The sequence below is a fragment of the Micrococcus sp. Alg238-R198 genome (genome assembly GCF_900537135.1).
GTDB classification, from domain to species: Bacteria; Actinomycetota; Actinomycetes; order Actinomycetales; family Micrococcaceae; genus Micrococcus; species Micrococcus luteus.
This window is the reverse complement of the sequence record NZ_UNRH01000006.1, coordinates 159,607-172,775: the sequence shown is the minus strand read 5'-3', so window position 1 is coordinate 172,775 and position 13,169 is coordinate 159,607. Positions and strand designations below refer to the sequence as shown.

At 73.5% G+C, this 13,169-nt stretch carries 13 protein-coding genes; all 13 read right to left on the bottom strand.

The annotated features are described in order from the left end of the window. Positions 1-9: 9 nt before the first annotated feature. A complete protein-coding gene (gene coaBC, locus G6R13_RS07775) occupies positions 10-1,296 on the bottom strand; it encodes a bifunctional phosphopantothenoylcysteine decarboxylase/phosphopantothenate--cysteine ligase CoaBC (RefSeq protein WP_078025471.1) in 1,287 nt (428 codons plus the stop codon). 7 nt (positions 1,297-1,303) lie between these two features. Beyond that, the gene (rpoZ, locus tag G6R13_RS12445) at positions 1,304-1,744 is read right to left on the bottom strand and encodes a DNA-directed RNA polymerase subunit omega (protein ID WP_078025472.1); all 441 of its coding nucleotides are present in this window, start codon (positions 1,742-1,744) and stop codon (positions 1,304-1,306) included. A gap of 66 nt (positions 1,745-1,810) precedes the next feature. Further along, positions 1,811-2,461 carry a guanylate kinase gene (gene gmk, locus G6R13_RS07765; protein WP_010078602.1) on the bottom strand — a complete coding sequence of 217 codons (651 nt, stop codon included), beginning with the start codon at positions 2,459-2,461 and terminating at the stop codon, positions 1,811-1,813. Positions 2,462-2,532: 71 nt separating this feature from the next. Next, a complete protein-coding gene (mihF, locus tag G6R13_RS07760) occupies positions 2,533-2,847 on the bottom strand; it encodes an integration host factor, actinobacterial type (RefSeq protein WP_010078601.1) in 315 nt (104 codons plus the stop codon). Positions 2,848-2,985: 138 nt separating this feature from the next. Next, positions 2,986-3,873: an orotidine-5'-phosphate decarboxylase gene (gene pyrF / locus G6R13_RS07755; protein WP_036336596.1), complete on the bottom strand. Its 888-nt coding sequence runs from the start codon at positions 3,871-3,873 to the stop codon at positions 2,986-2,988. Further along, positions 3,870-7,175 carry a carbamoyl-phosphate synthase large subunit gene (carB, locus tag G6R13_RS07750; RefSeq protein WP_010078599.1) on the bottom strand — a complete coding sequence of 1,102 codons (3,306 nt, stop codon included), beginning with the start codon at positions 7,173-7,175 and terminating at the stop codon, positions 3,870-3,872. Before carB ends, pyrF begins: the two co-directional genes overlap by 4 nt. 3 nt (positions 7,176-7,178) lie before the next feature. Beyond that, positions 7,179-8,363 (bottom strand): glutamine-hydrolyzing carbamoyl-phosphate synthase small subunit, encoded by a 1,185-nt coding sequence (gene carA, locus G6R13_RS07745; protein WP_113914216.1) that lies wholly within the window; start codon positions 8,361-8,363, stop codon positions 7,179-7,181. Further along, positions 8,360-8,986: a hypothetical protein gene (locus G6R13_RS07740; protein ID WP_113914217.1), complete on the bottom strand. Its 627-nt coding sequence runs from the start codon at positions 8,984-8,986 to the stop codon at positions 8,360-8,362. Before G6R13_RS07740 ends, carA begins: the two co-directional genes overlap by 4 nt. Then, positions 8,983-10,362 (bottom strand): dihydroorotase, encoded by a 1,380-nt coding sequence (locus G6R13_RS07735; RefSeq protein ID WP_113914218.1) that lies wholly within the window; start codon positions 10,360-10,362, stop codon positions 8,983-8,985. The genes G6R13_RS07740 and G6R13_RS07735 overlap by 4 nt, the downstream gene beginning before the upstream one ends. Next, on the bottom strand, positions 10,359-11,342 hold the full coding sequence (locus tag G6R13_RS07730; protein ID WP_036313715.1) for an aspartate carbamoyltransferase catalytic subunit: 984 nt from the start codon (positions 11,340-11,342) through the stop codon (positions 10,359-10,361). The genes G6R13_RS07735 and G6R13_RS07730 overlap by 4 nt, the downstream gene beginning before the upstream one ends. 3 nt (positions 11,343-11,345) lie before the next feature. Beyond that, the gene (pyrR, locus tag G6R13_RS07725) at positions 11,346-11,954 is read right to left on the bottom strand and encodes a bifunctional pyr operon transcriptional regulator/uracil phosphoribosyltransferase PyrR (RefSeq protein WP_036313707.1); all 609 of its coding nucleotides are present in this window, start codon (positions 11,952-11,954) and stop codon (positions 11,346-11,348) included. Positions 11,955-12,123: 169 nt separating this feature from the next. Then, positions 12,124-12,576 (bottom strand): transcription antitermination factor NusB, encoded by a 453-nt coding sequence (nusB, locus tag G6R13_RS07720; RefSeq protein WP_049145306.1) that lies wholly within the window; start codon positions 12,574-12,576, stop codon positions 12,124-12,126. Beyond that, a complete protein-coding gene (efp, locus tag G6R13_RS07715) occupies positions 12,569-13,132 on the bottom strand; it encodes an elongation factor P (RefSeq protein ID WP_002857030.1) in 564 nt (187 codons plus the stop codon). The genes nusB and efp overlap by 8 nt, the downstream gene beginning before the upstream one ends. Positions 13,133-13,169 lie beyond the last annotated feature (37 nt).

Sequence of the window (13,169 nt, the reverse complement as noted above, 5' to 3'; positions counted from 1 at the left end):
CAGTCTAGGTCAGCGGCCCGACGCGCCTGCGGGGTCGCGACCGGCGAGGTCATCCACGATCGCCTGCACGACGGCGGCCGCCGCCTGGTCCTTGGAGCCCGCCGCCTCCACGGCGGGGCGGCCGTCGGCGAAAAGGATGGTCACGGCGGTCTCGTCCCGGCCGAACACCTTGTCCGTGCCGACCTCGTTGACCACGAGCATCTCGCAGCCCTTGCGCGCCAGTTTGGCCCGGCCGTATTCGAGCACGGAGGACGTCGGGTCGCCGGTCTCCGCGGCGAAGCCGACGATGAGCGGGGCCATGGGCCCGCCCTCGGAGCGGGTCCGCACGGCCGTGGCGAGCACGTCCGGGGTGCGCTCGAGCACGATGACGGGCGCGCCGCCGTCGTCGCCCTTCTTCATCTTGGCGTCGGAGACCTCAGCCGGCCGGAAGTCCGCGACGGCCGCCGCCATCACGAGGACGTCGGCGTCGGCGGCCTCCGCCAGCACGGCCTCGAGCAGGTCCTGCGTGGACTCCACCTGCACGACGCGCTCGACGCCCTCGGGTGCCGGGACGGACATGGACCCGGCGATGAACCGCACGATGGCGCCGGCGTCGAGGGCGGCGCGCGCCAGGGCGGCCCCCTGCTTGCCGGAGGAGCGGTTGCCCAGGTAGCGGACCGGGTCCAGGGCCTCGCGAGTGCCCCCGGCCGTGATCACCACGGTGCGACCGGCCAGCGGGCCGGGCGTCGGCTCGGTACCGGAACCGGAGGCCCGGGGACGGCGCGGGGCGCCCGCGGCCGCGGCGGCCTGCGCGCGCTCCCAGATCTCGGCGGGCTCGGGCAGACGTCCGGCGCCGGAGTCGGCCCCGGTGAGGCGGCCCACGGCGGGATCCACGACCGTGACGCCGCGCTCGCGCAGGAGGGCGACGTTGGCGGCCGTGGCGGGGTGGTGCCACATCTCGGTGTGCATGGCGGGGGCCAGGACGACGGGGCACGTGGCGGTGAGCAGCACGTTGCCCAGCAGGTCGGGCGCCATCCCCGCGGCGGTGCGCGCGAGCAGGTCGGCCGTGGCCGGCGCGACCACCACGAGGTCCGCATGCCGGCCGAGCCGGACGTGGTTCACCTCGTCGACCGCCTCGAACGTGTCCGTGCGGACCGGGCGACCGGAGAGGGCCTCCCACGTGGCCGCGCCCACGAACTCGAGGGCGTTGGCGGTGGGCACCACGGTCACGCCGTGGCCGGCCTCGGTCATCAGGCGCAACAGCAGCGCCGCCTTGTAGGCCGCGATGCCACCGCCGACCCCGAGGACGATCTCCATGACGGGCTCAGGCCTCCGGGGCGTCCTCGGAGATGCCCTCCTCGGCGCGCACCGTCTCGGCGGCCTCCTCGATGGCGGCGGGATCGCCCGTCGGCTGGTGGGCGTCCGACGACTCGAGGGTGGCGAACGGGTCGTCCTCGCCCGGCAGGGAGAAGTCGCCGAAGTCCTCGGCGGCCAGCTCGGCCTCCGGGGTGGCCTCGACGGCCTCGTGGGACTCGAGCAGGCCGGCCTCGATCTCGCGCAGGGCGATGGACAGCGGCTTCTCGTTCAGCTGGGTGTCCACGAGCGGGCCGACGTACTCGAACAGCCCCTCGTGCAGCTGCGAGTAGTAGGCGTTGATCTGCCGGGCCCGCTTGGCGGCGAAGAGCACCAGCGCGTACTTCGAGTCGACCCGCTCCAGCAGGGAGTCGATGGGCGGGTTGACGATGCCTTCGTACTGTTCGGTCACGGGGTCTCCAAAGTCTTCATCTCACTGTCACGTCGGCGCCGGGTGCGGCGTCGGTGCGGCCGGTCCTCAGGCCTCGGTCGGACGGCGCTCGGGGTCCAGCCCCATGAGTCTCACCAGTTCCTCGGCGGCCCGCTCCACGCGGTCGTTCACGACGACGGCGTCGAACTCGGGTTCCGCGGCGAGTTCCAGTCTAGCCGTTTCGAGCCGGCGGCGCTGTTCCTCCGGGCTCTCGGTGCCGCGGCCGAGCAGCCGGGACACGAGTTCCTCCCAGCTCGGCGGCGCCAGGAACACGAAGGTGGCCTCCGGCAGCGCACGGCGGACCTGGCGCGCTCCCTGCAGGTCGATCTCCAGCAGGACGTGGCGGCCCTGCGCCACGGCCTCCATCACGCGGTCGCGCCGCGTGCCGTAGCGGTGGACGCCGTGCACGACGGCCCATTCCAGCATCTCGTCCGCCTCGACGAGGGAGTCGAACTCCTCCGGCGTCGTGAAGTAGTAGTGCACCCCGTCCTCCTCGCCCGGGCGCGCCGGGCGGGTGGTGGCGGAGACGGACAGCCAGGCCTCGGGGTAGTGCTCGCGGACATAGGCCGACACGGTGCCCTTGCCGACGGCGGTGGGGCCGGCCAGGACGGTGACGCCCGGGCCCGGGGGGCGTTCCTGGACGGCGGTGCGGGCCACCGGGACGGCGGGGGCGGGTCCGGGGTCGAACGTGTCGGTCACGCATCCTCCTGGTGGGACGGGCCTCGCAGACCCGTCACCCGGGCCGGCGCCGACCCGCCGGGATGTGGGGGTCACCGGCCAATATAGGCGATCAGCGCCTCGCGCTGACGACGGCCCAGGCCGCCCAGCCGACGCCGCGGCGAGATGCCGCACCCCGCCATCGCCTCCCGGGCCCGGACCTCGCCCACGCCCGGCAGGGCCAGCAGCAGGTCCACGGTCCGCAGACGGGCGACGGCGTCGTCGGCGTCCGCGCGCGCGAAAATGTCGGCCAGGCCGACCTCACCGGCGGCGAAGGCCGCCTTGAGCTCCGCCCGCGCCTGGCGGGCCTGGAGGGCCTTCCTCCGGGCCTCCGCCCTCTCCTGCACACTGAGCTGCCGCAACGCCATGGGTCTGACCTCGATGCCTCTCGTTCCCCACCGGCCCCGTCGTGACCCTTCCATGGTCAAGGACGACGAGCACAGCCGATCGAAAGGGAAGATACCATCCCGTCCACACGGCACGGGCGCGCCGGGAGGACGCGGGCGTCACCGCAGGGCGGCGCGATTCTCCTCGATCGTGTCCACCAGCGAGGCCACCGACGGGCCCGCGCTCAGGATGCCGCGGGACGAGGTCGCCAAGACCTGCGGCCAGGCCGTCCCGAAGTCGGCCCGCATGCCCCGGGCCGTGGCGCCCTGGGCACCGAACCCGGGCGCCAGCAGGGGCCCGCCGAGGGCCGGCAGGTCCAGGCCGAGGCGGTCCGCCTCGGCGGCCACCGTGGCGCCCAAGACGAGTCCCACCGGCCCCCACGCGTCGTCGCCGCGCAGGGCCGCGTTCTCGGCGGCCGCCGCCGCGGCGATGCGCCGGGCGACCGATCCCTCGGCCGACCCCTCGCCCACGTGCTGGACCTCGCGGCCCTCCGGATTGGAGGTCAGCGCGAGGACGAACACGCCGCGGCCGGCCTCGTGGGCGGCGCGGATGGTCGGCACGAGGGTGCCGAAACCCAGGTACGGGCTGAGCGTCACCGCATCCGCGGCCAGGGGCGAGGCGTCGGCGATCCACGCGGCGGCGTAGCCGTCCATGGTGGAGCCGATGTCACCGCGCTTGGCGTCCGCGATCGTGAGCACCCCGGCGTCCCGGGCGGCCGCGAGCAGCCGCTCCAGGGCCGCCAGGCCGGCCGATCCGTGGCGCTCGTACAGCGCCACCTGGGGCTTGATCGCCGCCACGCGGGGCCCCTCGGGACCCACCGCCGCCTCGAGGGCGGTTAGGGAGAACGCCTCGAGGCCCGCCGGGGTGTCGCTCAGGCCCCACTGCCGCAGCAGGCCCGGATGGGGGTCCACGCCGAGGCACAGCGGACCGGCCGTCTCCATGGCGTGGGCCAGCCGCCGCCCGAAGGGGGCGCGGGGCCCCGCGCCGCCCGTCGCCGTCGTGGTCACGCCGCGGCCTCCGGACCGGCGACAGCCTGCTGCAGGCGCGCGTCGTGCTCCTGCAGTGAGGTGACGGACCACTCGTAGGACCGCATGGCCTCGATGGCCTGCAGGCACGCCCCGAACTCGGCCGTGGTCGTGATCACCGGCACGCCGAGCGACGTCGCGGCCGCGCGGATCTCGTAGCCGTCCGTGCGGGCGTCGCCGCCGGAGGGCGTGTTCAGCACGAGATCGACGGTGCCGGCGTGCAGCTGCTCCAGCACGGTGCCCGCGCCGTCCTCGTGCCCGGCGTCGGCGATCTTCGCCACGACCTCCGCGGGGATGCCGTTGCGCCGCAGCACCTCGGCGGTGCCGCCGGTGGAGACCACCTGGAAGCCGAGGTCGACGAGGCGCTTGGCCTGGCCCACGAGGGTGCGCTTGTCCCGGTTCGCGACCGACACGAACACGCGCCCCGAGGTGGGCAGCGGGCCGCCGGCGGCGGACTGGGACTTGGCGAACGCGGTGTCGAAGTGCTTGTCGATGCCCATGACCTCGCCCGTCGAGCGCATCTCCGGGCCCAGCAGCGAGTCGACCACGCGGCCCTCCGCGGTGCGGAAGCGGGTGAACGGCAGCACCGCCTCCTTGACCGCCACGGGCGCGCCGATCGGCAGGGTGCCGCCGTCGTACGCCGTGGGCAGCATGCCGGCCGCGCGCAGGTCGGCGATGCTCTCGCCGACGCCGATCCGCGCGGCCGCCTTGGCCAGCTGGACGCCCGTGGCCTTCGAGACGAACGGCACGGTCCGCGAGGCGCGCGGGTTCGCCTCGATCACGTACAGCACGTCCGAGGCGAGCGCGAACTGGATGTTGATCAGGCCGCGCACGCCGACGCCGGCCGCGATCCGCTCGGTGGCGCGGTGCACGCGCTCGAGCACGTCCGGGCCCAGGGTGACGGGGGGCAGCACGCACGCGGAGTCGCCCGAGTGGATGCCCGCCTCCTCGATGTGCTCCATGACGCCGCCGAGGTACAGCTCGGTGCCGTCGTAGAGGGCGTCGACGTCGATCTCGATCGCGTCCTCGAGGAAGCGGTCCACGAGCATCGGCTGGTCGGGGGTGATCTCCGTCGCGTGCGCCACGTAGTGGGCCAGCGCCTCCTCGGAGTACACGATCTCCATGCCGCGGCCGCCGAGCACGTAGGAGGGGCGCACGAGCACGGGGTAGCCGATCTCGTCCGCCACGCGCTTGGCGTCGTCGAAGGAGACGGCCGTGCCGTTCTTCGGCGCCACCAGGCCCGCGCGCTCGAGCACGAGCGCGAACTCACCGCGGTGCTCGGCCAGGTCGATGGCCGCGGGCGAGGTGCCCAGGATCGGCACGCCGGCGTCGGCGAGCTGCTGGGCCAGCTTGAGCGGGGTCTGGCCGCCGAGCTGCACGAAGACGCCGCGCACGCCGCCGGAGGCCTCCTCTGCCGCGATGACCTCCAGGACGTCCTCGAGCGTGAGCGGCTCGAAGTAGAGGCGATCGGAGATGTCGTAGTCCGTGGATACCGTCTCCGGGTTGCAGTTGACCATCACGGTCTCGTAGCCGGCCTCGCGCAGCGCCATGGTGGCGTGCACGCACGAGTAGTCGAACTCGATGCCCTGGCCGATCCGGTTCGGGCCCGAGCCGAGGATGATCACCGACTCGCCCTCGTGCGGGGCGACCTCGGTCTCGAGGTCGTAGCTGGAGTACCGGTACGGGGTGAAGGCCTCGAACTCGGCGGCACAGGTGTCCACGGTCTTGTAGACGGGGCGCACGCCCAGGGCGTGACGCACGCCGCGCACGACCGCGGCGTCCATGTGCCGCAGCGAGCCGATCTGGGCGTCGGAGAACCCGTGCCGCTTGGCGCGGCGCAGCAGGGCCTCGTCGAGGACCTCGGCGTCGCGGATCTCGTCCGCGACCTCGTTGATGAGCACGAACTGGTCCAGGAACCACGGGTCGATCGCGGTGGCCTCGAAGGCCTCCTCGATCGTGGCGCCGGCGTAGAGCGCCTGCTGGGTCTGGGAGAGCCGGTCGGTGGTGGCCGTGCTCGCCGCCGCGAGCAGGGCCTGCGGGTCGGCGTCCTGCGGGAACGCGAGCTCCGAGCCCTTCTGCTCGAGCGAGCGCAGGGCCTTCTGCAGGGCCTCCGTGAAGTTGCGGCCGATGGCCATGGCCTCGCCGACCGACTTCATGGTGGTGGTCAGCGTGGGATCCGCCGCCGGGAACTTCTCGAACGCGAAGCGCGGGACCTTCACGACCACGTAGTCCAGGACCGGCTCGAAGGACGCCGGGGTCTTCTGGGTGATGTCGTTGGGGATCTCGTCCATCGTGTAGCCCAGGGCCAGCTTGGTGGCGATCTTGGCGATCGCGAAGCCGGTGGCCTTCGAGGCCAGCGCCGAGGAGCGGGAGACGCGCGGGTTCATCTCGATGACGACGACGCGCCCGTCCACGGGGTTCACCGCGAACTGGATGTTGCAGCCGCCGGTGTCCACGCCGACCTCGCGGATGACGTTGATCGAGATGTCCCGCAGCTTCTGGTACTCGCGGTCCGTCAGCGTCATGGCCGGGGCCACGGTGATGGAGTCGCCGGTGTGCACGCCCACGGGGTCCACGTTCTCGATGGAGCAGACGACGACGACGTTGTCGTTCTTGTCCCGCATCATCTCCAGCTCGTACTCCTTCCAGCCGAGGATGGACTCCTCGAGCAGGACCTCGGAGGTCGGGCTGTACTGCAGGCCGGCGCCGCAGATGCGGTACAGGTCGGCCTCGTCGTAGGCCATGCCGGAGCCGAGGCCGCCCATCGTGAACGAGGGGCGCACCACCACGGGGTACTTCAGGTCCTCGACGGCGGCCAGGGCCTCCTCCATCGTGTGCACGATGTGGGACCGGGCGGACTCGCCGCCGGCACGCTCCACGACGCCCTTGAACAGCTCGCGGTTCTCGCCGAGCTCGATGGCCTCGATGTTCGCGCCGATCAGCTCGACGCCGAAGCGCTCGAGCACCCCGTCCTTGTCGAGGGCGATGGCGGTGTTCAGCGCCGTCTGGCCGCCCAGGGTGGGCAGCAGGGCGTCCGGGCGCTCCTTCTCGATGATCTTGGCGACCACGGCCGGGGTGATGGGCTCGACGTAGGTGGCGTCGGCCAGCTCCGGGTCGGTCATGATCGTGGCCGGGTTGGAGTTGACGAGGACGACGCGGACGCCCTCCTCCTTGAGGACGCGGATGGCCTGGGTGCCGGAGTAGTCGAACTCGGCGGCCTGGCCGATCACGATGGGGCCGGAGCCGATGACCAGGACGGACTTCAGGTCGGTGCGCTTGGGCATGGATCAGGCTCCTTCGGTGGCGGGGGTGGTGGCGGCGCGGTGCTCGGTGAGCAGCTGCACGAAGCGGTCGAACAGGTCGAGGGTGTCGTTGGGGCCGGCCGCGGACTCCGGGTGGAACTGCACGGAGAAGGCGGGCCGGTCGAGCAGGCGCAGGCCCTCGACGACCTGGTCGTTCAGGGACCAGTGGGAGACCTCGACGCGGCCGAAGCGCGACTCCGGCGCCTCGATCGGCTCGCCGAGGGGGGCGTCCACGGCGAAGCCGTGGTTCTGGGAGGTGATGGCCACGCGGCCCGTGGCCTTGTCCAGCACCGGCTGGTTCGGGCCGCGGTGGCCGAACTTCAGCTTGTAGGTGTCGAAGCCGAGCGCGCGGCCGAAGATCTGGTTGCCGAAGCAGATGCCGAAGAACGGCAGGCCGGCGTCGAGGACCTCGCGCAGCAGCTCCACCTGGGCGTCTGCCGTGGCCGGGTCGCCGGGGCCGTTGGACAGGAAGACGCCGTCCGGGTCCACGGCGCGGATGCCGGCCAGGTCCGTGGCCGCGGGCAGCACGTGCACGCGGATGCCGCGGGAGGCCAGGTGCCGCGGCGTGGCGGCCTTGATGCCGAGGTCGAGGGCGGCGATCTCGGCGATCGGCTCGCCCTCCCAGCCGTGCTCGGCCGGCTCGACGACGTACGGCTCCTCCGTGGTGACGGACTCCGCGAGGCGGGCGCCGGCCATCGACGGCTGGGCGCGCACCTCCGCCAGCAGCTCGGCCTCCGGGCGGGCGGCGAGCTCGCCGGAGAACACGCCGGCGCGCATCGAGCCCTCGGTGCGCAGGCGGCGGGTGACGGCCCGGGTGTCGACCTCGCGGATCCCGACGACGCCGAACGCCTCGAGATCCTCGTCGAGGGTGCGCTCGGCGCGCCAGTTGGACGGACGCCGGGCCGCGTCGCGGACCACGTAGCCGGCGGCGAAGATCGCCCGCGACTCGCGGTCGGCGTCGTTGACCCCGGTGTTGCCGATGTGCGGGGAGGTCTGCACGATGATCTGCCCCGCGTAGGACGGGTCGGTGAGGGTCTCCTGGTAGCCGGTCATGCCCGTGGTGAACACGGCCTCGCCCAGGGTGCGGCCGCGGGCGCCGTAGGCCCGGCCGCGGTGGACGGTGCCGTCCTCGAGGACGAGCAGGGCCAGGTCGTCGGTGGGGGTGCTCATCGGGGGTCTCCTTCTCCTGCGCGGCCGGCCGGGTCGGCCGGGGCGGGGTCGATGATGGTCTGCAGGGCGGCGAGGAGCCGGTCGCGGTCCTCGGGGCGGTCGGGGCGGAAGGCGGAGGTGAGTTCCACGTCGCCGAGGCGCCAGCCCCAGGCGACGAGCCCGCCCGGCTCGACGAACTTGCCGGCGATCCCCGCGGACAGGCCGGCCTCGACGAGGTCGTCCGCGGGGATGAACAGGTTGGCGGCCCCGGGGCGGAGCACGAGCAGGCCGCGGTGGGTGCCGGCGTCGTGGACCTCGAGGACGGCGCGCGAGCGCAGGCCCAGGCCGTGCACCGCCACGCGGTCCAGTCGGTCCTCGCCGCGCACCGTGCCCACGTGCATGCCCTCCGCGGACAGCGTCGGCTCGGCGTCGTAGAGGGCCGTCGGCACGGGGGCCGGGGCCGGGATCCCGGCCTGCGCCCGGCGGCGGGCCCGCCACCCGAGGGCCAGCAGGCCGAGCAGCACGAGGACGACGGCCAGGGTGCCCAGGGTCACCGGCAGCCACACGTCCGCGTAGTCCTTCGTCGGGGTCCGCGGCGGGACGGGACGGGCCGCCAGGGCGGCGGCCAGGGAGGTGATGCTCACGCGCGCTCCCCCGTCTCCGTCAGGGCCGGGTGGCGGTACGGCCGGGCGGGGGCGCCGTCGGCGACGACGCGGGCACCGCGATAGACCGTGTGGCGCACCGCGCCCGGCAGCTCCATGCCCCGGTACGGGCTGTTGCGGGACTTGGTCAGGTGCTGCTCGGGGTCCACGGTGCGGCGGGCCTGCGCGTCCACGAGCACGAGGTTGGCCACCGCGCCGACGCGCGGGACGCCGCGCTCGTCGGCCTGGCCCTGGTCGGTCAGGCCGGCGATCCGGGCCGGCGCCGTGGACATCACGCGGGCGACGCCGGCCCAGTCCATCAGGCCGGTGTCCACCATCGCCTGCTGCACCACGGACAGGGCGGTCTCGAGGCCCGTCATGCCCATCGCCGCGACCGTCCACTCGCACTGCTTGGTCTCGGCGGTGTGTGGGGCGTGGTCGGTGCCCACGGTGTCGATGGTGCCGTCGGCCAGCCCGGCGCGCAGGGCCATCACGTCGGACTCGCGGCGCAGCGGCGGATTGACCTTGAACACGGGGTCGTAGGAGCGGACGAGCTCCTCGGTGAGCAGCAGGTGGTGCGGGGTGACCTCGGCGGTCACGGCCACGCCCTGGGCCTTGGCCCAGCGGATCAGCTCGACGGAGCCGGCCGTGGAGACGTGGCACACGTGCAGGCGGGAGTCCACGTGCTGGGCCAGCAGCACGTCACGGGCGATGATGGCCTCCTCCGCCACGGCGGGCCAGCCGGCCAGGCCGAGGACGCCGGAGAGCTCGGACTCGTTCATCTGGGCGCCGGCGGTGAGGTTCGGCTCCTGCGCGTGCTGGGCCACGAAGCCGCCGAAGGACTTCACGTACTCGAGCGCACGGCGCATCAGCACGGCGTCGTGGACGCACATGCCGTCGTCGGAGAACATCCGCACGCGGGCCTGCGAGTCGGCCATCGCGCCGAGGTCGGCCAGGGCCTCGCCGGCCAGGCCCACGGTCACCGCGCCCACGGGGTGCACATCGCACCAGCCCGCGTCCCGGCCCAGCCGCCACACCTGCTCCACCACGCCGGCGGTGTCCGCCGTCGGCGTCGAGTTGGCCATCGCGTGGACCGAGGTGAAGCCGCCCATCGCGGCGGCGCGGGTGCCGGTCTCGACCGTCTCTGCATCCTCCTTGCCGGGCTGGCGCAGATGGGTGTGCAGGTCGACGAGCCCGGGCAGCAGCACCAGGCCGGCGCAGTCGACCTCCTCGGGGGCCGGGTCGAGGCCGGCGGCGTGGGCCGCGGCGTCCGGGCCGAGGGCGGCGATCCGGCCCTCGGCGACGAGCACGTCGGCGGTCTCACCCGTGGTCAGGCGCGCACTGCGCAGCAGCAGGGGGGCGGGGCTGGGGGCGCTCACGGGCGGACCTCCTGGTCGTGGTTGAGGACGAGGTGCAGGACCGCCATGCGGACAGACACGCCGTTGGCGACCTGCTCGAGGGCGGTGTTGCGGGGCGAGTCCGCCGCCGCCGGGCTGATCTCCAGGCCGCGGTTCATCGGGCCGGGGTGCATGACCACGGGCTCGTCGAGCAGGGCGCCGCGGCCGGCGGTGAGGCGGGCGAAGCGGTCGTCGGTCAGCCCCCAGGTCCGGGTGTACTCCCCCGCGGACGGGAAGAAGGCGCCGCCCATCCGCTCGGCCTGGACGCGGAGCATCATGACGGCGTCGGGGCCGGCGTCGAGGGCCTCGTCCAGCGAGTAGGTGACCTGGCACGGCCACGCGGCCACGCCCACGGGCAGCAGGGTGGGCGGCGCGGCCAGGGTGACCTGTGCGCCCAGCGTGCTGAGCAGCCACACGTTGGACCGGGCCACGCGCGAGTGCAGGATGTCCCCCACGATCACCACGCGCATGCCGGTCAGGTCCCGGCCGACCAGGTCCTCTCCCGTCGCCGCGGCGAGGCGCCGGCGCAGGGTGAAGGCGTCCAGGAGGGCCTGGGTGGGGTGCTCGTGGGTGCCGTCGCCGGCGTTCACGACGGCGGAGCGCACCCAGCCGGAGTCGGCCAGCTGGCGGGCCGCGCCCGAGGACCAGTGGCGCATCACGATGGCGTCCGCGCCGATGGCCTCGAGCGTCTGGACGGTGTCCTTGAGCGACTCCCCCTTGGAGACGGACGATCCCTTCGCGGAGAAGTTGATCACGTCCGCAGAGAGCCGCTTGGCGGCGGCCTCGAAGGAGATGCGGGTGCGGGTGGAGTCCTCGAGGAAGAGGTTCACCACGGTGCGGCCGCGCAGGGCGGGCAGCTTCTTGACCTCGCGCTGGTTGACGGCGGCCATCTCCTCGGCGGTGTCGAGGACGGCGAGGGCGTCGGCGCGGGAGAGGTCGGCGGTGGACAGCAGGTGGCGCACGGCTCAACCCTCCCGGGTCGCGACACGGTCGACGATGCTCACGGCGTCCTCAGTGACCTCGCCGGTGCCCTCGGGGCCGTCGACCTCCATGAGCCGGACCTGGACGCGCTCGGCGGTGGAGGTCGGCAGGTTCTTGCCCACGAAGTCGGCCCGGACGGGCAGCTCGCGGTGCCCGCGGTCCACGAGGACGGCCAGGCGCACGGCGGCGGGGCGGCCCAGGTCGGCGATCGCGTCGAGGGCGGCCCGGACGGTGCGGCCGGAGAAGAGGACGTCGTCCACGAGCACGACGACGGCGCCGTCGAGGGGGACCTCGGGCAGGCGGGTGGGCATCGGGGTGCGGGCCGTGCCGCGGCGGAGGTCGTCCCGGTAGAGCGTCACGTCCACCTCACCGACGGCGGCGGTGGGGTCGAAGGCCGGCTCGATGCGGGCCAGCAGGGCGCCGAGCCGCCGGGCCAGGGGGGCCCCGCGGCGCGGGATCCCCATCAGGACGAGACCCTCGGCGCCCTTGTTGGACTCGAGGATCTCGTGGGCGATCCGGGTCAGCGCCCGGTCGATCTCGGACGTGGACAGCACGGTCCGGGCAGCACGAGGTGCGGCGGGGTCAGTTCCCATGCCGGCGCCTCCTTCCCCGCCTCACAGGACGGCTCTTAAAGGATGCGTGGTTCGTCCCGGGGCGCCGGTGGGCCCCCGCGCGGGACGTCGCCGACTCTACCAGCGAGGCCCGCCCCACGGCGCGGATGACGCGGTGCGGGACGGGCCTCGTGACGGAGCTCTCGGCCGCTCAGGCGAGCAGCGTCGGCTTGACCTGCTGCAGGCGGCCGAGCAGACCGTTGACGAACTCGGGCGAGTCGTCCGTGGACAGCTGGGCGGCCAGGGCGACGGCCTCCGAGATGGCGACGGCGTCCGGCACGTCGTCCTGGAACAGCAGCTCCCAGGCCCCCACGCGCAGGATCGCCCGGTCGACGGCGGGCATGCGGTCCAGGGACCAGCCGCGGGAGTAGGAGCTCAGGGCCTCGTCGAGCCGCTCCTGGTCCGCGATGACGCCTTCCACGAGCCGCTGGGTGTAGGCGTTCACCTGCAGGTCGGTGCTCTCGCGGCGGGTGCGGATGCCCTCCAGCACGGTGGATCCGCGCTGCTCGGCCTCGAACAGGATCTCCACCGCACGCTGCCGGGAGCGGCTGCGCGCCGTGGTCCCCCGCTTGGCAGCGGAGCCGGCGGAGGCCCGCTCAGTCATTGACGCGGCCGAGGTAGTCGCCGGTGCGGGTGTCGACCTTGACGCGGGTGCCCTGCTCGACGAAGAGCGGCACCTGGATCTCGGCGCCGGTCTCCACGGTGGCGGGCTTGGTGCCGGCGGACGAGCGGTCCCCCTGCAGGCCCGGCTCGGTGTAGGTGATCTCCAGGACCACGGACGCCGGCATCTCGAGGTACAGCGGCGTGCCCTCGTGCAGGGCGATGACCACCTGGGTGTTCTCGAGCATGTACTTCGCGGCGTCGCCGACCACGGCCCCGGGCACGGTGATCTGGTCGTAGTCCTTGACGTCCATGAACACGTAGTCCGCGCCGTCCTGGTAGAGGTACTGGTAGTCGGAGCGGTCGACGGTGGCGAACTCGACCTTGGCGCCGGCGTTGAAGGTCTTGTCCACGACCTTGCCCGTGGTGATGTTCTTCATCTTGGTGCGGACGAACGCGCCGCCCTTGCCCGGCTTGACGTGCTGGAACTCGGTGACGTTCCAGAGCTGGCCCTCCAGTTTCAGGACGGCGCCGTTCTTGATGTCGTTGCTCGTTGCCACGTGTGTGCTCCCGATCGGTCTCGCGGACCGTCACGGG